We start from the raw sequence: 20,376 nt of genomic DNA on the forward strand, positions 1-20,376 counted from the left end.
TCTAATTTTCTGCACTCTCCGAAGTCAACGCTTCAATCGTTTTATTGAACTCTAACTTGAACTCATCAAATTTCTCTCCTGTTGCAGGTCCATTAAAACCTGTATGGATTTTATGCACCCCTCCCTTTTTATTTAAATAAATAGATGTTGGATAAGATAGGATGTGATTTAGCATTGGTAACTTTTCATTCGCCCTTTGCTTGTTGGATGTTCCATATTGGGCCAACAAAATAGGATATGGTACCTCTTCCCGTTCTTGAAGTCTTTTAATCCCTTCAAACGCCTTTTCCTCAGTTTTAGCATACTCAAAGGCAAGCCCTACAAACTGTATGTCAATATCCGGGTTTTTATTGATGAAATCGACATAGAATCGTGTTTCATCCAAACAATTGGTGCACCAAGTACCCATTATTTGCACAAGCACAGGTTTATCCTTGAAAATAGAATCTTGCAAACTCACCATCTCACCTTCCGAGTTTGGAAAAGAGAAGTCAAATGTATCATAGCCCTCCCTCAAAAAAGTCAGCTCATTGGAATCCGGAAGCTCAAAGGCCTCATTCCTGGCGCCCAGAAAATCCTGAACCGTATGCTCGCCTGAGTAAAATGTACCGTTCAGTGTACTATCCGTGACTTGGGCCAAGAATAAGAATACATGGGAACCGTCAAATGCGGAAAGCTTTAAACTATCCCCGGTCACTACACCATCTAAGTACCTATAATCGCCTGTATTGGTTCTAAAAGTACCTTTCACCTTGTTTCCATTCTGCCTAAAAATCCCTTTTGCGGGATACTCATCTTCCTTATTTATGCTAAAATAAGTTTCCCAAATCCCAGAAATGTTAACTGCTGCGTCGTTCACTACTTTAAAACGATCCCTTGCACCGTACGTGGCCACAAATGGAACTTTACGGTCCTTACTTTCTTCAATAAACTCACCTGTTATCTTTTTAGGCGTAAAGGTACCTGTTATATGTCCATCAAAAATCGGCATTCTTATATTGATGGAGTCACCATTAATGGTGAACTCATCGATAGTAACAACTTCTTCAGCATTGTACACTTTCATGACGTAGCCGCCATCTGCAGTTGTTGTTAGTGTAAACTCAAAAGGTAATTGTTGAGATTCTGAAACTTCCATTTCACCAAGCCAATCCCCTTCTGTCAATTTTAGTGTTTTCTCATTGTTGCAAGCGGTCAAAAACAAAATAACCCCTCCCAAAATTAGCGTCAGCCTATTCATTAAATGCAAGATTTTTCCTTAAAAGTAGGAAATAGATTTTAAAACAAAACAACCGACACGTTTTAAGGTCATTATTATCGTTGAATCTGTTCCTCTATTGTTATATATTTGTCCCCTCTAAAAATGGGGTATGAAGATTTCTTATAACTGGTTAAAACAATTTTTGCAACTTGATTGGGACACTCAAAAAACGGGTGAACTTTTAACAGATTTAGGCCTGGAGGTTGAAGGTGTTGCCCAATTTGAATCAGTTAAAGGTGGTTTATCGGGTATTGTAGTTGGTCATGTGCTAACCTGCGAGAAACACCCTAATGCAGATAGACTTAAAATAACCACCGTAGATGTTGGGCAAGAGACTCCTTTGCAAATAGTTTGTGGTGCACCTAATGTGGCCGAAGGACAAAAAGTCCCTGTAGCTACTGTTGGCACTACCCTTTATACCAAAGAAGGTGAATCATGGGTAATAAAAAAAGGGAAAATCCGTGGAGAGGTCAGCCAAGGTATGATATGTGCTGAAGATGAGATTGGTATAGGCGATAGCCATGATGGAATTATGGTGCTTAATGAGGAGTTGCTACCTGGCACCCCTTGCTCCCAAGTATTTGATATTGAAAGTGACGAGGTTTTTGAAATAGGACTCACCCCAAACCGTGCTGATGCCATGAGTCATTATGGTGTTGCTCGAGATTTGAAAGCTGGCCTGGAGCAAAAAGAAATTCAAAAAGAACTTGTTACACCTTCCACTAGCAATTTTTCTATAGACAACAGGTCTTTAAAGATTGATGTTGAAGTTATGGAGAGTGATTTGGCGCCACGGTATTGTGGGGTCACCATTAGCAACCTGATAGTACAAGAGTCCCCAGATTGGTTAAAGAACCGGTTAAAGGCCATTGGCTTAGCCCCTATCAACAATGTTGTGGACGTTACAAATTATGTGTTACATGAATTGGGACAACCATTGCATGCTTTTGATGCATCCAAAATAAAAGGAAGCAAGGTTGAAGTCAAAACCTTACCTGCAGGAACAAAATTCACAACCTTGGACGAGGTTGAACGTATATTACACGAAGATGACCTAATGATCTGTGATGCCGATAGCCCTATGTGTATTGCAGGAGTTTTTGGTGGTCTTACTTCGGGAGTGACCGAACATACTACATCCATATTTTTGGAAAGTGCATATTTTGACCCTGTATCCATAAGAAAAACGGCTAAAAGACATGGGTTAAACACAGATGCTTCCTTTAGATTTGAACGTGGTATCGACATTAATTTGACTAAATATGCCCTTAAAAGGGCTGCGCTTTTACTCAGAGAGATTGCAGGCGGTTACATCACATCTGAAATTGTTGACCTATTCCCTAAAAAGCCACAAGAAAGTCAGGTATTCTTGACTTTTGATAAAATAAACTCATTGATTGGCCAAGAAATACCACAGGATACTATTAAATCCATTCTATCTTCCTTGGAAATTCGAATCAACAATATCACAGAATCAGGAATTGGGCTCACTATCCCAACCTATCGGGTCGATGTTACCAGAGAAGTTGATGTAATCGAAGAGATTTTAAGAGTTTATGGTTACAACAATATTGATTTTAAGGAGAAATTAAACGCATCAATCGCCAAGTCATCTCGATTTGAAAATCACAGAATTCAAGATGTGATTGGAAATACTTTGGCAGCAAAAGGTTTTTTTGAAATAATGACCAATAGTTTGGTTTCTTCAGAAATCACCGCTGGCGATGAAAGTGCGGTGCAGATGTTGAATCCTTTGAGTTCAGATTTATCCGTTCTAAGAACATCAATGTTACATTCAGGCCTTCAAACGGTAAGTTATAACCACAATAGACAAAAAAACGACCTTAAGCTGTTCGAATTTGGCAAAACCTACCACAAAGTGGATGGCGGACATAAGGAAAAACAACATCTTTCCATTTTTATTTCAGGAGACCGTACACAAAATAGTTGGGCGGTAACTTCGAAAAAAACTGAATTTTTCTACTTAAAAGGTATCGTAGAAAATGTATTTGATCGTTTAGGTCTAGTTGATGTTGATATAAAACCTTTGACCAATGAAGATTATGCCGAGGGTATTACATATATAAAAGATAATAAGGTATTAGCTTCTTTGGGATTGATTGGAAAAGCCCCTCTAAAGCAATTCGACATTAAGCAGGAGGTTTTTTATTCAGATTTGGATTGGGATGCCATATTGGAATCTGTTAGCACAAAAAACATAGTTTTCAAAGAAATTCCAAAATTCCCAGAAGTGACCAGGGATTTTGCTTTGTTACTGGACGATACCATTTCTTTCCAAAAAGTGTACGACATTGCATGGAACACAGAGAAGAAACTCCTTAAAAAAGTGAGCTTATTTGATGTATACACAGGTAAAAACCTTCCAGATGGGAAAAAATCCTATGCGGTAAGCTTTACGTTGATGGATGAAAAGAAAACTCTAACGGATAAACAAATTGATAAGATAATGGGCAAACTATTGACCCAGTATCAAAATCAATTGGGAGCAGAACTTCGCTAGTTACATTCGAACAGGTAAAATCACACTGTCTATTTCGTGAACTATACCTTTATTTTCTAAATTGAGGTCGGCTGTGGTAATCCTAGCAGTATTACCAACCAAATCGGTTAAAACAATGTCATAACCATCCATATGCGCCATTAATTTTTTACCCTGCACGGTTGTGAAACTTGCTTTTCCATTTCCCCTGGACATTGCTCGCAATATTCGGGAGGCAGTTAATTGTCCTGCTACAATATGATAGGTCAACAATGATTTTAAAGCACTTTTGTCCTCCGAATTAATCAGTTCCATTATTTTATTGTTTGAAAACTCTGCAAAAGCTGCGTCGGAAGGAGCAAAAATCGTAAAGGGTCCGGATTTTGCCAATAAGGCACCTAGTTCCGTGGCATTTACTGCATTCAAAAGGATTTTATGATTATCTAGTTTGTCAGTTGCGTAGGACAGGGTATTGGATGTATTTTGAGCGGCAGCGTAAGTGGAAAAAACCAAACTTAGGCCTAGTAGGAATTTAGATAAGGGGGCTTTCATTATGATATGGTCAACAGTTGAGACTTGATATTATTATTACAATTATACGATTAACTACCAATAAGTTCGATAAGTTACATTTTTTTCGCCATCAATTCCACATTCAATATGTGGTAAAAATCTATTTAACAAAAACTTAACATTTGATTGGCACGACCAAGATGGTCGCCGAAAAAGTAAATCCTTAAATTTGAATAGATTACCAAAATAAATGGCATGATTTTGAAAAGAACTAACATTGAGCGGAAACTTCAAAAAATCAGAAATAAGAGTGTTGACAGCGAGCAAATTTTAACTGAGGTCCAGCAGATACTCAATCAGGATTATGATAATGAAAGTGAAATTTACGATCAACTTAAATCTAAAAGGAGTTCCATCTCCAATACCTTTGATTTAGATTTCTTAGAAACAGAAAAAATCTTCCATATTGATCAAATCAAAGAAATATGCATCGACTACAGGTTACGCTTTTTGGACAGTTCTTTTTTTAAAGGAGAAATTCCTCAAACTGCAATTTCCAAAATAAAGCATCTCGAAGTTCTCCACAATACCGAAATCAAAGGCTATAAAATAATGGCACCTTCCAAACTATTCAAATTGGAAGACAAGGACGACCCTTTGCTATTTGCTCCTATCGGAAACGATTATTACTATTTGATACATAAATGGGGGAATGACCTGCATCCATTGCGAAAACTTTTTGCATGGCCTTTTAAAAACGTTGCCAACTTGGTCGCGGTTGTACTTCTTATCAGCTATTTGGTCACCCAGCTGGTCCCGGAAGGACTGTTTTCCAAAAAAAGTTCTACAACAGAGTTTTGGATTATCTATTTTTTTATGTTCAAATCTTTGGCGGCCATAGTAATTTTCTACGGTTTTGCCCTAGGTAAAAACTTTAGCCCTGCCGTTTGGAAAAGCAAATACTTTAATGCCTAAGCAGTAACAGAATACATTTTTTCGCGCTGCTCTTTAATGGACTTGTCAGACATATAGTCGTCAAAAGTCAAGTAACGGTCAATACATCCATTTGGCGTAAGTTCAATGATTCTATTTGCTACAGTATTCACAAATTCATGGTCATGCGTAGTCAATAGTATCGTGCCTTTAAAATTCTTCAATGAGTTGTTGAAGGCAGTAATACTTTCCAGGTCAAGGTGGTTTGTTGGTTCATCCAGCATAAGTACGTTGGCTCTCAACATCATCATTCGGCTGAGCATACAGCGTACTTTTTCTCCTCCAGATAATACAGTACTTTTTTTCAGGGCTTCTTCGCCGCTAAATAGCATTTTTCCCAAGAAGCCTCTAATATAAACCTCTTCTCTTTCCTCCTCGGTCTTGGCCCATTGACGCAACCAATCCACCAAGTTCATGTCGTTCTGAAAAAAATTGGAATTATCCGCAGGCAAATAGGATTGCGTTGTGGTAACCCCCCATTGAAATTTACCATTATCAGGTTTTGCTTTACCAGCAACAATGTCATAAAAAGCTGTGGTGGCACGCGAATCTTTGGACAGGATAGCAACTTTATCGCCTTTTGCCAAATTAATGTTCACATCTTTAAACAATAGAATTCCGTCGTCTGATGTGGCCGATAATTTCTCCACATTTAAAATTTGATCTCCAGCTTCGCGTTCACGGTCAAAAATAATCGCGGGATACCTCCTACTCGATGGTTTTATATCCTCAATCTTTAATTTATCCAGCATTTTTTTTCGAGATGTAGCTTGTTTACTTTTTGCAACATTCGCACTAAATCTTTGGATAAATTCGTTAAGTTCCTTGGCTTTTTCTTCCGCCTTTTTGTTCTGCTGGGCTCTTTGTCGAGCGGCTAGCTGGCTACTCTCATACCAAAATGTATAGTTTCCGGAAAACAAGTTGATTTTCCCAAAATCAATATCTGCAATAGTGGTGCAAACCGCATCTAAAAAGTGTCTATCGTGAGAAACCACGATTACCGTATTGTCATAATTGGCCAAGAAGTTTTCCAACCAATTAATGGTATCGTAATCCAAATCGTTCGTAGGCTCATCCATAATCAGCACGTCTGGGTTGCCAAACAATGCTTGGGCCAAAAGAACCCTAACTTTTAATTTAGAATCCAAGTCCGCCATGTTGGTGTAGTGCAAGTCTTCTGGAATTCCAAGATTGGATAACATTGCTGCCGCATCACTATCGGCGTTCCAGCCGTTCATCTCCTCGAACTTTACTTGAAGTTCGCCTATTTTCTCGGCATTTTCATCAGTATAATCCGCATACAGTGCGTCGATTTCCTTTTTTATTTTAAACAGGGGCTTATTACCCATCACTACTGTTTCCAATACCGGGAATTCATCGTAAGCGTTATGGTTCTGTTCCAATATGGACATACGCTTACCCGGTTCTAAGTGAACATGGCCGGAGGTAGGATCTAGCTGTCCAGAAAGGATTTTTAAAAATGTGGATTTTCCTGCGCCATTGGCTCCAATGATACCATAACAGTTACCTTGAGCAAAGGTTACGTTAACCTCATCGAACAAAATTCTTTTGCCAAACTGTACGGATAAATTCGATACTGATAACATGAAACTATTTTTATTTTTTTGCAAAAATAGCTAAATAGGACTCGTAATTCTAATTAAAAAGTGCATAATTAAATAAGGGAAAAACTTGGTTTAACAACATTTAACTACCCCTTAACAAGTTTAGCTTTAAGGGATGCTTATTTTTGAAACTCATTGAATCGCATTCAATATATGGTAAGATTTTTACTCGGCCTCACCTTTGCATCTACCCTTTTATCTTGTTCTGATTCCTCAGTTAACAACTCTTCAGTGTTTTTTGGAGGTGAAATTGTGAATCCGACCAGTGAATATGTAGTGTTATATCACAATGATTCCTACGTGGATTCAGTGAAATTGGACGATAAAAATCGTTTTTCCTTTCTACTTGAGAATATTGATGAGGGCCTTTATCATTTTGACCATGCCCCAGAACTACAATATATATATTTCAGTAAAGGAGATAGCATTTTGGCGCGTTTGAATACGGTTGAGTTTGATGAATCCTTGGTTTATTCCGGTAGAGGAAGTGACATAAACAATTTCTTGATAGAAATTTTTCTAGAAAATGAAAATGAGGAGGCACTTATTACCAGTTTTTATACGTTGGAACCTGAGACTTTTAGTAAAAAAATAGATTCCCTGCATACCTTAAAAGCTAAACAGCTGGAAGAATTGGCTATAGGCAATCAGCTTTCTACCAGAGCTTTGGCCATGGCAGAGGCTTCCATCGATTACAACACTTATATTACCAAGGAAAAGTATCCTTTTTATCACAAGAAGAAAACGGGAGAGGAAATCATTCATGAGCTTGGCGATGATTTTTACGGTTACCGAAAAAACATAGACCTCAACAATAAGGACCTAACCTATTTTAGACCTTATTTTGATTTTATGAAATGGCACTTTGGCAATTTATCTTTCATGAACTGTATAGATAAATGTTCAACTGACAAAAAACCGGTAAGCGACCGATTACATTTCAACAAACATAAATTGGCTCTCGTGGATAGTTTGGTAGAGCAAGCTGAGCTTAGGGATATCCTGTTCAGAAATGTAGCCATGGATTATTTGTTAAGAGAGCACAATCCAAGTGAGGAAGCCTCCGCTTTTATTGATAGCTTTAAATCGCTTTCCAGCAATAGTGAACACCAAAGAGAAATTGATTTGCTATACACTGGCATTGTGAACTTGCAGCCCAATACTACACTTCCAAATATTAAACTCAAGGACTTTGAAGACAACGAGGTTACTTTAAAAGATTTGGCCAAGAATAATAAAAACACGGTTTTCTATTTTTGGACGGCTGAACAAAAGAGACATTTTCAAAATGTGAAAGAACATATATCCTCTTTGGAGATAAAATACCCCCACTATAATTTTGTAGGCATCAACTTAAGGACCAATTTCACCCAATGGAAACAACTTATGGATGAACACAAACTTGACGCGGACAACCAGTTCTATGGTGAAAATTTTAAAGAGCTACAAATGGCCATGATCATAGATGGGCTTAATAAGTGTGTTATTGCAAAAGACAGTATTGTTGTTGACGGATTTGCCAATTTGTATACTTCCTTATAAATAAAAAACCCCGAATTTTCATTCAGGGCCTTTTCGTAATTATATTTTGATATTCGTTTAGGAATTTCCTTTTCTATAATCTGCTAAGAATTTCTCTAGGCCGATATCCGTTAATGGATGCTTTAACAGACCTTCAATAGATGATAGAGGTCCTGTCATAACATCGGAACCCAGTTTTGCACAATCAATTACGTGCATGGTGTGTCGAATAGAGGCCGCTAATATTTCAGTTTCAAATCCATAATTGTCATAAATCAAACGGATTTCTGCGATAAGGTTGAGACCATCTGTGGAAATATCGTCCAATCTACCCAAGAAAGGGGAAACATACGTTGCTCCCGCTTTGGCCGCTAGAAGCGCCTGACCTGCTGAAAACACCAATGTACAGTTGGTACGGATACCATTATCAGAAAAATATTTCAATGCTTTTACACCATCTCTGATCATTGGGACCTTTACAACAATCTGCTCATGTAGTTCAGCAAGTTCTTCACCCTCTTTTACCATTGCGTCAAACTCGGTAGCCACCACTTCGGCAGAAACATCACCGTCAACAATGTTACAGATATCTATGTAATGTTTTAAAATATTATCTTTTCCCGTAATACCTTCTTTGGCCATTAGTGATGGATTCGTGGTTACACCATCCAGCACACCCAGTTCTTGAGCTTCCTTAATTTGGTCCAAATTGGCAGTATCAATAAAAAACTTCATCCTTAAGTATTTACTATTAGTATTTTATATATGTAAAATTACAATTTATAATGGTTGAGCAGTAGTTTTTCATACACTTTGTCCGGCAATATTTTCTTTAACCTAAGCGAAAACTTCTGTAAAAATTCACCCACCGGATTGTGCACTTTTGGTTTTTTCTGATTGATGATGTTATAAACCGCCTCAGCAACTTTGATAGGATCTCCCCCACTATCTACGTCATCATCAATAGCTTTGAGTGTTTTAGAATATTTTTCTTCATAGGCCGAGCCTTTTATCACTGGGGAATGATATCTTCCGGATGCAATATTGGTCGCAAAATCTCCAGGAGCCACATTGGTAATGCTAACACCAAAATCCTTCGTTTCCATCCGTAGTGCTTCGGTAATAAGTCCCAAGGCACCTTTTGTAGCGGAATAAAAACCACGGTACGGCAATCCCATATAACCAGCAATGGAGGTAACATTAATAATGGTTCCGCCACCCTGTTTACGCATTTGGGGCAACACAGCCTTCATCATATGTACGGGGCCATGGAAATTGGTATCAAAAACATGCAGTATCTCTTCGTGGGGTGTTTCTTCAATAGGTCCGGTGATTCCGACACCTGCATTATTGATCAAAACATCCAGTCTTTTTTCTTTAGAAATCACGTAAGAAACTGCCTTTTGGATACTTTCCACATCTTTCACATCCAATTGAACCAATTCAAATGCATTAAAGTCCGGATAGTTTTTGGTGTTTCTTGTAGTGCCGTAGACCGCACACCCCTTTGTAGATAAATATGTTCCGATGGATTTACCAATACCTGAAGAACCGCCGGTGATCAGTACAACTTTTTTATCCATGATCGTCTGATTTTTGGGTACAAAAAAAGGCAAGCTACCTACATCGCACCGCTACGACCACATACCCTTGCTGCGTTCCCGCCCTGGGGGATTCTGCAGGAGCTGGTCGTGTAGGACTTGCCGACTGCAAATATACGACCTTTTAAATTTGTGACAATCCCAATTCATTCTTAATTTCGGTGTTTTACGATCAACAATTTATGACACAAGTATTAAGGACAATGGGCAAACTTTTTTCAATTACCGGGGCACTGCTCTTTTTTTTGGGCTGCGGAGGAAGTGCAGATCCATCCAAACATTTTTCCATTCAATTGGAAAACAAAGCCTTGCAACAAAACCAACAAGTAGGGATTGCATTAAAAAATAAAAAAGACATTGAGATTTCCGATCTACACTATTATATTGATGATAAGGAATTACCTGTGGAAAATGGAAAAATCACTTTGGACCTGCCTACTTTAGGCAACAAAATATTAGTGGCAAAGTTCAATGTTGAAGAACATGCCGTGGAAATTAAAAAAAATATTAGGCTCCTTGCTGCATCTGCGCCAAAGGTATATACCTATGAAATTATTGCCAGTTATCCCCACGATCCAGGTGCTTATACCCAAGGCCTAGAGTTTTATAAGGACACTCTTTATGAGAGCACCGGAAAAAAAGGGTTTTCAACCCTTAGAAAGGTAGACTATGAAACTGGCGAGGTACTCACCAATATTCCAATGAACAATTCTGTGTTCGGTGAGGGAATAACGATAATGAATGAGAAACTCTACCAGCTCACGTGGCAAAGCGGCCTGGGCTACGTGTATGACATTTCCAACCTAGAAAAGATAAAAGATTTCTTCTACGATAAAAGCCGTGAAGGTTGGGGGCTGTGCAATGATGGTGAAAAAATATTTAAAAGTGATGGGACCGAAAAAATTTGGTTCTTGGACCCAGAAACCTTGCAAGAACAAGGATATATTGAAACGGTTACCAATAAATCCATTTTTAACCGTGCCAATGAACTAGAATATGTAGATGGGAAAATTTACGCCAATGTATATCAAAAAGAGAGTATGATGATCATTGATGCCACATCTGGCGCTATCGAAGGAGTCATCAACTTTGGCGGACTTAAGAATAAAGTGAAAAAAGGTCCTGAATGGGACGAAGGCAATTCCGTATTAAATGGTGTGGCCTTTCACCCCGAACGAAAAACTTTTTTTGTGACAGGTAAAAATTGGGACAAACTCTTTGAGGTAAAAATCTTGAAAAAGAACTGATGAAAAACTACTCGGAAGTTTTTGATGTTGTACCCGACGACCTAGATGACCTCAACCATGTCAACAATATAAGGTATGTGGAATGGATTCAGGATATTTCCAAAAAACATTGGAACGCTGCAGTCACCGAAGACATTCAAACCAGCATGATATGGGTTGTGAGAAACCACAATATAACCTATCATAAATCTGCGCTGTTGGGCGACACCATCAAAATAAGCACCTATATCAAAAACAGCAAAGGGCCCATCTCCACTCGAGTTGTGACCATTACCAACAACAGCACCGATGAGCTAATAGTAAGAAGTAGTACCGAATGGTGCTTGTTGGACGCTAAAACCTACCGCCCCAAAAGAATTCCCGAAAGCGTTAAGGCCATGTTTGAGTAGAAAAACTCGGATTTAAATGCTCATTTGATTCATTTTTGACGCTAAACGCCTGTATTTCATCGAATTTTCAACAATCCATCAATCGAAATTTTGATGATGGGATGGCAAATTTGTATTATCGTAAGCAACCAAAACCTAAATCAAATGATTTTATTAAATCGAACCCATAGCACACTATCACATTGACTTTTTATTTCCTTTGATTTTACCTACATAAAATGGTATCTCTTATTTGAATATCTGACACCAAATAAGCGAACAGAATTATCCAAGTCCATTACAGTTGATTCCATTTTAACGATTTTTTATTAAAAATTGTAGGAAAATGACCTGTTTTAAGGAGAAACCCCCAGTTTTTTTAAGGGAAAAAAGCAATGGGTTTTTTTTGCACGTTAGTAACTTGCACTCAGTATTTTGCATATGGATTATACCTATAACATTATCGACTCGGATGCTACCTCAAAGCTGCAGTTACAGCTTTATTTAGAGGAGCATGACGATTTGGTTTGTGCTGGTGAGGATACCAATGCAAATGCAGGCCTTAATTCTATTTTAAAATACAACCCAGACCTAGTACTTGTCAATCTTGGGGAAGATGGCATGGAGTATTTTCAAATGGTTACGGAACTCAACCAGTACATGCAGACCCTTCCCATTATAATAGGGTATGCCAAATCAAAAAAATATGCCTACAACGCAATTAAGAGCGGTTTTTTTGATTATTGGATCATGCCCCATAATGAATTTGACGTACGAAAAACAATTCTACGTTTAAGAAAACTATATCCAAAACTAGATACTCAGTCCACAATTTGTTTAAAATCATATAAGGATTATAGATATCTGGACACCAATAATATTCTTTATCTAAAATCGGACAACAACACTACGGACTTTTTTATGAAGGACGGAACAGTGATAAGTGCGTTTAAAACCCTAAAGTCTTTCGAAAATAAGCTTCCCAAAGATTTTATCCGTGTACACCAGAGTTATATAATTAACAGTACATACATTTCCCGTATCAATTATGGCAAATCTATATGCAGCTTAAATTATGGAAAGGAAGAGGAACTTCCCTTTTCCAAAACCTATAAGGACAAAGTAGATAGATTAAAGGAAAATCTCTCCAAAACAGCCACAAAAGCTCTCAGTTAACAAAATTCTAGCAGATTCCAGTAAAATTCTAGCAGATTCTAGACGCTTACTATTCCCTTACATTAAATAACCTTGCTGCTCCAAATGCCACATACTTTAGCCGGTATAAACCTAATATTTATACCTAAAACCTATTATTATGAAAAAAGTATTCAGCATTTTGGCACTAGCATTATTGACAACAGGATTTTATTCATGTGAAACTGAAAATGATGTTCAGGAAACAGAAGCTATGTTCGAGCAATTACAAATGGACCAGAACGCCACAGACGGTGATATTTCTGAACCTGATGGTCGTCGTGATGGTGATCAATAATTAAAATTGAGTTTTACCATCTCTACCAACTTTTAGTATTTTTTCAAAGTTCATCTTTGCAACGGGTGTCTTTTTACCAAGAAAGACTATACCCAACAAAAGACCAACCCTGCTTTATGGAATGAGGTAGACACATTGAAAAATAATAATTGGAATAAAGTTCGTCCAAATACTGGTTTTAACACGCATCTATTTATGCCACTAGAACAATTTAACAACGATGAACTATTCCTTTAATTGAACATTATATCACAATACAGCCCCAAAACTTAGATAGCTTTGGGGCTTTTTTGTTACCTTGGATGTATAAACGGCCAAAAATCAGCTTGAGAAACGTAACCCACATACTCATCTTCTTATTTTTTTGGAGCTGTACACAAAACATCCCAAAAGAACAAACGGTCTCCGACCCCACTATAGATTCCATCCAAGAACTTATTCGTACTGCGCGAACAGCCAAAGAGCTAACCGAAGCCGATCGTAAAGCATACTTAAATGATGCGGTTTCAAAATCTATGAAGCTGACCAATGACACAATAAAACTGAAACAGTTATCCCGCGTATCCTATGCCTTTATGCAACTTAAAGACTCTACAGGGTTTAGAAGTTCGAATACTGAAGTTGTAAAGATGGCTTCAAAATTGGGTGAAAATAAAGCTTTGGGATATTCCCATTGGGATTTGGCTTCATTTTTAATGGCCAATGGCGTTTTGGACAGCGCCTTTTACCATTACAGAAAAGCGTTGAGCAGTTTTGAACAATTACCTACAGATTCAACATCACAATCGTTGCGAGGTCGTATGCTGTACAGTATGGCAAGGGTACAAGATTCCTATAAGGACTATTTGGGGGGAGAAGCAAGTGCAACCGCCGCCATTGAATTATTTAATGAATTGGAAGACAATTACAGGCTGTACAATGCCTATAATATCCTGGGGATTTTAGCAAACGGCATGGGAAACAATGAGAAGGCAATTGAATCCTACGAAGAGGCGAAAGAATATTTGGATAAATCAAATGCAAAAAACAAAACGGAACTTGTTTGGCAAGTCCAAAACAACATTGCCAATGTACACCTGAACAGCAATGACTTTGTTAAAGCAAAACAAGCCTATACAGCAATTCTAAATAACAAGGGTTTAATAGATAAAAAAACTGAACTATATGAAAAAGCGTTAGGTGGTTTGGCGTATTCCACACTTAAAGCTGATAAAGATGTGGAAAGAGCAGATGAACTCTTAAACGAAGCGCTCTTAGTAAACAAAAATTCGGGCAAAGCATATGATAGGGCCAGGCTTAATTATTACAAGGCTGAAATCTTGGCCGCTAAAGGAGATACCTTACAAGCTATAGCTCGGGCAAAAGAATCCTACGCCATAGCACGAGGGACATACAATAACGGCCGTTCGCTGGATGCCTTACAGTTACTCACACAACTGGATGTCGCCAATGCCTATACGCATGCAGATGAATATTACCAACTTAATGAAACAATAAAAGAAGAAGAACGGACCAAAAGGGACAAGTTTGCCCGCATCCGTATGGAAACGGACGATATTATTGAAGAAAACCAAATCCTAACCAAAGAGAAACAAGCATGGGTAGGTGCCGCCTTACTCCTCATTATATTTGGGGTGGCTTTTATGATCATAGTATCGCTATATGTGAACAACAACCAGCTAAAATTTAGGCAAAAGCAACAGGAGAGCAATCAGGAAATCTACAATTTAATGCTCTCCCAACGAGGTAAATTCGAAGAAGGAAAGCAATTGGAACAAAAGCGCATTTCCGAAGAGTTACATGACGGTATTTTGGGTGAAATGCTGGGCATCCGATTAATATTAAGCGGTTTGAACGAGCGAGAAGACCAGGCGTCGATTGAGCAAAGAGCAGCTCTTATTGAAAAATTAAGAGACCTAGAAGAGGAAATACGCACCATTTCACACGAGCTTAACCATGCTTCGTACAAAAAATTTCATAATTTTATCGTGTCATTGGAAGATATGATCGAAGATATACAGAAATCGTCTGGAATATCGTGCACCTTCGAATATGACAAAAAGATACCTTGGGACAGTTTGCTGGGGGATATCAAAATCAACGCGTACAGGATAGTTCAAGAATCCTTGAAAAATTGTGTGAAACATGCGAAAAGTCAAAATGCTTCCATTTCCTTTCAATCTTTGGAGGATAACCTAAAGCTTACCATTACGGATAATGGTATTGGATTTGACCCCAACAAAAAAAAGAAAGGAATTGGTCTTAGAAATATTATATCAAGAGTAAAAAAGATCAAAGGAATTTTGGATATAGACAGTAAACCTGGAAAAGGGACCACTATTAAGATAACCATCCCGGCCAAGTATGTTGAATTTGAAGTTTCAGATAAAAAAAGTGCAATAAACGTATAAATTCCCCAAAATCAACAATAAAACCTACCATGAAAACACTGAGGATACTTGCAATAGATGACCATGAGATGACAATGCTCGGATATAAGTTTATCCTCGAGGGCATTGAGTTTGATGACCACAATATAATTGTAGACACCGCGACATCCTACCACACAGGCAAAAAGTTAATTGAAGATTCGGTAAATACTTTTAAATACGACATACTATTTTTAGATGTTCAATTATTTGCTCCAAATGAGGAACAACCATACACAGGAGAAGACTTGGGGATTTTGGCCCGTAAAATTGTTCCTGAAAGCAAAATCGTTTTTATGTCTTCTTTTAGTGATAATTTTAGGATAAACAGTATTCTAAAATCTGTAGACCCAGATGGTTATTTGGTAAAAACCGATATTGACCCCAAAACATTGGAGGAAGCAGTGAAAACCATTATGCTCGACCCTCCTTATTATTCTTCCAAGGCACTGGCGGCTATTAGAAAAAAGATGGCCAATGATATTGAAATTGATGAAAAGGACAAACAGATACTATTTCATCTTTCAAAGGGAACCAAGAACAAGGATCTAGAGAAATTCATAAGGCTCTCCCCCTCCTCCATTGAAAATAGAAAACGGCACTTAAAAACACTGTTCGGTACGGAAAATGAGAATGACATGGCCCTTATCTTGGCTGCAAAAAATAGAGGATTTATTTAGGCAATAAAAGTCTAAGCCGCTTCCAGTCGAGAGTTTTGTGGTAGGTTTAAAACTGAAAAATCGTAAAAATCTTACAAACAGGGGTAAACCCATAGAATTTTTAAGGATAATCTTTAATCCCGTGAAAAAGATTCATCCTAATTTTATATGGAAAGAATTAAGAAATTCAATTAACTCCGAATGCCATCATCAAATAAAAAAAATAATAATCACAAATATAACGGGCCAAAAACCTACGAGGCCACAGATGGCCTTGACGACTTTCTTTTAGTCCTAGAAAAATACTTTTTTGCCAGCGCAAAGGTGCAATGCAAACACAATTTTGAAAAGCACTGTACAGATTTGGTGATAGAACTCCATCACAATTTTGGAATTACAGAATGTCTACGTCATTTTAACAACGGAGATTGGGGCAATTACAATTTTGCAGAAGAAAGCCACTCAAACATTTCTGCATCATTGGAAAAAGCACTGGAAACACTTAACGAAAAAAGTTTTTATCCTACGGATATTTTGGAGCTTTCATTTCACTTTAAGGATACATCCATAATTGTGACCAGATTATCCCATAAAAGTATTCCTGATCAAGCAAGCAACATTCTTACGGCAATAGGAAAGCACTTTGTTTATTTCACCAAGGGATTATCCGAAATGCCCTATGAAATTTTCGTTCCTGTTTTTAAGGATACTTCTATTCCCCGTGATGCATCCAAAATAACCTCTCCTTGCGGATACTTTGATTATTGGGGTCTTTATTTTGATAAAGGGGAAAAGCATGAAGCCCTAATATATGCGCTCGATAAAAAGAAATTTTACAAGGATAGTATTTTCCTTTTTGAATAAAATTACATAAGCAGATACTAAGCGCTGAACAAAGGTCGAGACTTCATTAGGTCGTTGACCTTTTGTTTTATCTGACCAATTTTTTGTTCATTTTCAGCATCGGTGACTATTTCATCTATAAACCCAACAATGGTTTCCATATCCTCTTCCTTGAGCCCTCTTGTTGTTATCGCAGAAGTACCAAAACGGATTCCCGAAGTAATAAATGGTGACTTATCATCAAAAGGAACCATGTTCTTATTGGCCGTGATATCTGCCTTTACCAAAACTTGTTCGGCTTCTTTGCCTGAAATATCCTTGTTTCGTAGATCGATCAACATCATATGATTGTCGGTACCACCGGAAATTACTTTGTAATCTTTATCCATGAAGGCTTTGGCCATGGCCGCAGCGTTTTTCTTAACCTGTACCATATAATGCAAGAACTCATCCGATAATGCCTCGCCAAAAGCAATTGCTTTGGCTGCAATAATATGCTCCAAAGGACCACCTTGGTTTCCTGGGAAAACCGCCAAATCCAAAAGACCGGACATTTTCCTTAAGTTACCGTTCTTTAATTTGATACCAAATGGGTTTTCAAAGTTCTCACCCATTAATATAAGCCCGCCACGAGGTCCACGCAATGTTTTGTGAGTAGTGGTAGTAACTATATGACAATGTGGAATTGGGTCGCTCAAAACCCCTTTAGCAATTAATCCAGCGGGGTGCGAAATGTCGGCGAGCAATATGGCTCCTACGCTATCCGCTATTTCACGAAAACGTTTAAAATCCATATCACGGGAATACGCAGAAGCTCCAGCAATGATAAGTTTTGGTTTTTCCTTATCTGCAATCTCTTGGATCTTGTCATAATTCAACATTCCAGTCTCCTCATCTACTCCATAAAAAACCGGATTATAAAGTTTTCCAGAGAAATTTACCGGTGAACCGTGCGTCAAGTGTCCTCCGTGTGATAGATCAAAACCTAATATTGTATCCCCTGGGTTTAAGCATGCATGGTAAACCGATGCGTTTGCTTGCGAGCCCGAGTGCGGCTGAACATTAGCATAAACGGCCCCAAACAATTCTTTGGCACGATCAATGGCCAACTGCTCTACCTGATCCACTACTTCACATCCACCATAATAACGCTTTCCGGGGTATCCTTCCGCATACTTATTGGTAAGCACGGAGCCAGCGGCCTCCATTACTTGTGGACTAACAAAGTTTTCAGAAGCTATCAATTCAATACCTTCAAGTTGTCTGTTCTTCTCTTCAGCTATCAGTTCAAAAATCTTTTGGTCTCGTTGCATTTGGCCTTTGGTTTTATTAGGCCGTAAAATTACGAATTGACAGGGGATTTTTATCTAAAAAAAACGATTGAACTTTAATTTTATCAAACATCAATCAACAATTTTTAAAAAAAGTTGATTCCTCCCTGAACTACCGGTCTTTCATGTCTTTTACCCAAAATATACTACCGATCGTCCTTTTTCGTTTATAGGTTGGGGATTTTTGGCATAGCTATTGAATTCCATAACGCAACCAATAAAGTTGACCAGTATGAAAAAAATTCTACTCTTATCCGTAATTATAGTTTTTAGCGCCTGTAGTGGTGTAAAAAAAACACAAGAAGCCCTTAATACAGGTAACTATGCCACGGCCATGAACAAAGCCATCACCAATTTGGCCGATAACAAGACCAAAAAGGGGCACCAACAATATATTACATTACTGGAAGAAGCATTTGCTAAAAATGCTGCCAGGGAACAACAGGACATTGTTTTTCTTCAAAATGATGGCAATCCGGCAAATTTGGAGAGCATCTATAATAAATACTTGCAATTGAAACAAATTCAGCAACGTATTAGACCCCTATTGCCGTTGCACATCAATGATGAAGGTCGTAATGCTGAATTTAATTTTGTCAACTACGACGACAAGATCTTGAACACCAAAGATGACCTTTCGGAGCACTTGTATCAAAGTGCGAACAACCTATTGTCCTCTGCCAAATACAAAACAGATTTTAGAAATGCTTATGAGGATTTAAAATATCTTCAAGAAATCAATCCAGGGTACAAGGAGACGGTCGCCAAAATGGATGAAGCCTACAACAAAGGTCTGGAATATGTTAAAGTGGAAATTGCGAATCAGACCCAACAAATCATTCCAGAGCGTTTAGAGGTAGAACTTTTGGATTTCAATGCTTTTGGAATTGATAACTTCTGGCTACAGTACCACACCAATCCACTGCAAAACATGCAATATGATTATGCCATGAATTTGGATTTTATGGAGATAAATGTGTCTCCAGAGCGTGTCAATGAAACCCAAGTTATTAAGGAAAGGCAAATCAAAGATGGTTGGGAATATTTATTGGACACTGAAGGAAATGTGGTAAAAGATAGTTTAGGCCAAAAGATAAAAATTGATAAAATGCGAACAGTTACTTGTAAACTGTTCCAATTTACACAGACCAAAAGTGCCCAAATTGGTGCCAAAGTAAGTTTCACAGACCTTAGGAGCGGACAGGAAATCAACTCCTATCCCCTATCCAGCGAATTTATATTTGAACACATATTCGCTAATTACCAAGGGGATAAAAGAGCTTTGGAAGATGATTTGTTGCTATACTTGAATGCACGTGAAGTTCCGTTCCCATCAAACGAACAAATGGTATACGATGCTGGTGAGGACCTGAAAACACGTCTCAAAAACATCGTAGCCAAATATCAATTCAATTAATAATATAGCGAAGAGCTAAGTTTTACACCGAGCGCAGTTGAGATGCATTTACATTTTGACTACGCTCGGACTTGTATAAGTCTCTTTAGTGAGGTTAGAGATACTCTTTTAAATCTGTGTCCGAAATGGCTCCATGTGAAGTGTGAAAAACTACTTCTTTATTTTTGATGACCAATAATTGAGGGGATTCATGACGAACTCCAAATTCTTCGGCTATCGCATTGGATATCGCTCTATGGCTTTGGATTGTCAAAAAATGGGGCACTATATCCAATTGGGTATCATAAGATTTCGTGAACATGTTCAGCACCATTCTGCTAATACCACAAGTGCTGGAATGTTTAAATATTATTTGTGTCTTATTTTTTGAGTTCTCTTTTATCTCTTCCAATTGCGCTTGGGATTCCAATTGGACCCAAGGCAACTCTTTCTTCTCTTTTACTGATTTCTCCTTTTTTCCGAAAACGCTGTCAAATATTCCCATAGTGCAAATTTATGGGATAAGTCGCAAGGGAACAAAAAGCTTACACCTGACTAAATGTCCTTTATTTGTTGAGTTTATCAGACATTTTGACG

18 protein-coding genes and 1 other RNA gene are annotated in these 20,376 nt (G+C 38.0%); 11 read left to right on the forward strand and 8 right to left on the reverse strand.

Features of this window, described 5'->3' with window-relative positions:
* Nucleotide 1: 1 nt before the first annotated feature.
* Nucleotides 2-1,240: a peroxiredoxin family protein gene (locus MWU56_RS03840; RefSeq protein ID WP_247042426.1), complete on the reverse strand. Its 1,239-nt coding sequence runs from the start codon at nt 1,238-1,240 to the stop codon at nt 2-4.
* Between the two features lie 130 nt (nt 1,241-1,370).
* Here MWU56_RS03840 and pheT point away from each other — a divergent pair, with 130 nt between their 5' ends.
* Nucleotides 1,371-3,782, forward strand: coding sequence for a phenylalanine--tRNA ligase subunit beta (gene pheT, locus MWU56_RS03845; RefSeq protein WP_247042427.1), 2,412 nt, complete (start codon nt 1,371-1,373; stop codon nt 3,780-3,782).
* On the opposite strand, the gene MWU56_RS03850 is transcribed toward pheT, so the two are convergent.
* Complete coding sequence (locus MWU56_RS03850; RefSeq protein WP_247042429.1) at nt 3,783-4,313, reverse strand: fasciclin domain-containing protein; 531 nt, start codon at nt 4,311-4,313, stop codon at nt 3,783-3,785.
* A 216-nt stretch (nt 4,314-4,529) separates the two neighbouring features.
* On the opposite strand from MWU56_RS03850, the gene MWU56_RS03855 reads away from it, so the two are divergent.
* On the forward strand, nt 4,530-5,249 hold the full coding sequence (locus MWU56_RS03855) for a hypothetical protein (protein WP_247042431.1): 720 nt from the start codon (nt 4,530-4,532) through the stop codon (nt 5,247-5,249).
* On the opposite strand, the gene MWU56_RS03860 is transcribed toward MWU56_RS03855, so the two are convergent.
* Complete coding sequence (locus tag MWU56_RS03860) at nt 5,246-6,874, reverse strand: ABC-F family ATP-binding cassette domain-containing protein (RefSeq protein ID WP_247042432.1); 1,629 nt, start codon at nt 6,872-6,874, stop codon at nt 5,246-5,248. The two genes, MWU56_RS03855 and MWU56_RS03860, sit on opposite strands and share 4 nt — an antisense overlap.
* Before the next feature lie 171 nt (nt 6,875-7,045).
* Here MWU56_RS03860 and MWU56_RS03865 point away from each other — a divergent pair, with 171 nt between their 5' ends.
* Nucleotides 7,046-8,434 carry a TlpA family protein disulfide reductase gene (locus MWU56_RS03865; RefSeq protein ID WP_247042433.1) on the forward strand — a complete coding sequence of 463 codons (1,389 nt, stop codon included), beginning with the start codon at nt 7,046-7,048 and terminating at the stop codon, nt 8,432-8,434.
* A gap of 57 nt (nt 8,435-8,491) precedes the next feature.
* On the opposite strand, the gene fsa is transcribed toward MWU56_RS03865, so the two are convergent.
* From fsa to ffs, 3 genes are all read right to left on the reverse strand, one after another.
* Nucleotides 8,492-9,148 carry a fructose-6-phosphate aldolase gene (gene fsa / locus MWU56_RS03870; RefSeq protein WP_247042434.1) on the reverse strand — a complete coding sequence of 219 codons (657 nt, stop codon included), beginning with the start codon at nt 9,146-9,148 and terminating at the stop codon, nt 8,492-8,494.
* A gap of 38 nt (nt 9,149-9,186) precedes the next feature.
* Complete coding sequence (locus tag MWU56_RS03875; RefSeq protein WP_247042435.1) at nt 9,187-9,996, reverse strand: SDR family oxidoreductase; 810 nt, start codon at nt 9,994-9,996, stop codon at nt 9,187-9,189.
* Nucleotides 9,997-10,020: 24 nt separating this feature from the next.
* Nucleotides 10,021-10,119, reverse strand: an RNA gene (gene ffs / locus MWU56_RS03880) — signal recognition particle sRNA small type.
* A gap of 77 nt (nt 10,120-10,196) precedes the next feature.
* On the opposite strand from ffs, the gene MWU56_RS03885 reads away from it, so the two are divergent.
* The 7 genes from MWU56_RS03885 to MWU56_RS03915 all read left to right on the forward strand — a co-directional run bounded on the left by MWU56_RS03885 (nt 10,197) and on the right by MWU56_RS03915 (nt 17,073).
* Nucleotides 10,197-11,261, forward strand: a complete 1,065-nt coding sequence (locus MWU56_RS03885; RefSeq protein WP_247042436.1) for a glutaminyl-peptide cyclotransferase — start codon at nt 10,197-10,199, stop codon at nt 11,259-11,261.
* Entirely contained in the window at nt 11,261-11,650 is a 390-nt protein-coding gene (locus MWU56_RS03890; RefSeq protein ID WP_247042438.1) for an acyl-CoA thioesterase, read from the forward strand. The genes MWU56_RS03885 and MWU56_RS03890 overlap by 1 nt, the downstream gene beginning before the upstream one ends.
* Nucleotides 11,651-12,070: 420 nt before the next feature.
* The gene (locus tag MWU56_RS03895) at nt 12,071-12,805 is read left to right on the forward strand and encodes a LytR/AlgR family response regulator transcription factor (protein WP_247042439.1); all 735 of its coding nucleotides are present in this window, start codon (nt 12,071-12,073) and stop codon (nt 12,803-12,805) included.
* Nucleotides 12,806-12,944: 139 nt separating this feature from the next.
* Nucleotides 12,945-13,121 carry a hypothetical protein gene (locus MWU56_RS03900; RefSeq protein ID WP_247042440.1) on the forward strand — a complete coding sequence of 59 codons (177 nt, stop codon included), beginning with the start codon at nt 12,945-12,947 and terminating at the stop codon, nt 13,119-13,121.
* A gap of 326 nt (nt 13,122-13,447) precedes the next feature.
* Nucleotides 13,448-15,532, forward strand: a complete 2,085-nt coding sequence (locus MWU56_RS03905) for a sensor histidine kinase (protein WP_247042441.1) — start codon at nt 13,448-13,450, stop codon at nt 15,530-15,532.
* A gap of 29 nt (nt 15,533-15,561) precedes the next feature.
* Nucleotides 15,562-16,230: a histidine kinase gene (locus MWU56_RS03910; RefSeq protein WP_247042442.1), complete on the forward strand. Its 669-nt coding sequence runs from the start codon at nt 15,562-15,564 to the stop codon at nt 16,228-16,230.
* Nucleotides 16,231-16,410: 180 nt separating this feature from the next.
* Complete coding sequence (locus tag MWU56_RS03915; RefSeq protein ID WP_247042443.1) at nt 16,411-17,073, forward strand: hypothetical protein; 663 nt, start codon at nt 16,411-16,413, stop codon at nt 17,071-17,073.
* A 17-nt stretch (nt 17,074-17,090) separates the two neighbouring features.
* Here MWU56_RS03915 and glyA read toward each other — a convergent pair whose 3' ends face one another.
* The gene (gene glyA / locus MWU56_RS03920; RefSeq protein ID WP_247042444.1) at nt 17,091-18,365 is read right to left on the reverse strand and encodes a serine hydroxymethyltransferase; all 1,275 of its coding nucleotides are present in this window, start codon (nt 18,363-18,365) and stop codon (nt 17,091-17,093) included.
* Between the two features lie 250 nt (nt 18,366-18,615).
* On the opposite strand from glyA, the gene MWU56_RS03925 reads away from it, so the two are divergent.
* Nucleotides 18,616-19,800, forward strand: coding sequence for a hypothetical protein (locus MWU56_RS03925; protein ID WP_247042446.1), 1,185 nt, complete (start codon nt 18,616-18,618; stop codon nt 19,798-19,800).
* 94 nt (nt 19,801-19,894) lie between these two features.
* Here the strand turns inward: MWU56_RS03925 and ytxJ are convergent, their stop codons facing one another.
* On the reverse strand, nt 19,895-20,284 hold the full coding sequence (gene ytxJ / locus MWU56_RS03930) for a bacillithiol system redox-active protein YtxJ (protein WP_247042449.1): 390 nt from the start codon (nt 20,282-20,284) through the stop codon (nt 19,895-19,897).
* Nucleotides 20,285-20,376 lie beyond the last annotated feature (92 nt).

Origin of the sequence: Allomuricauda sp. F6463D (assembly GCF_023015965.1) — a bacterium.
Lineage (GTDB): Bacteria > Bacteroidota > Bacteroidia > Flavobacteriales > Flavobacteriaceae > Flagellimonas.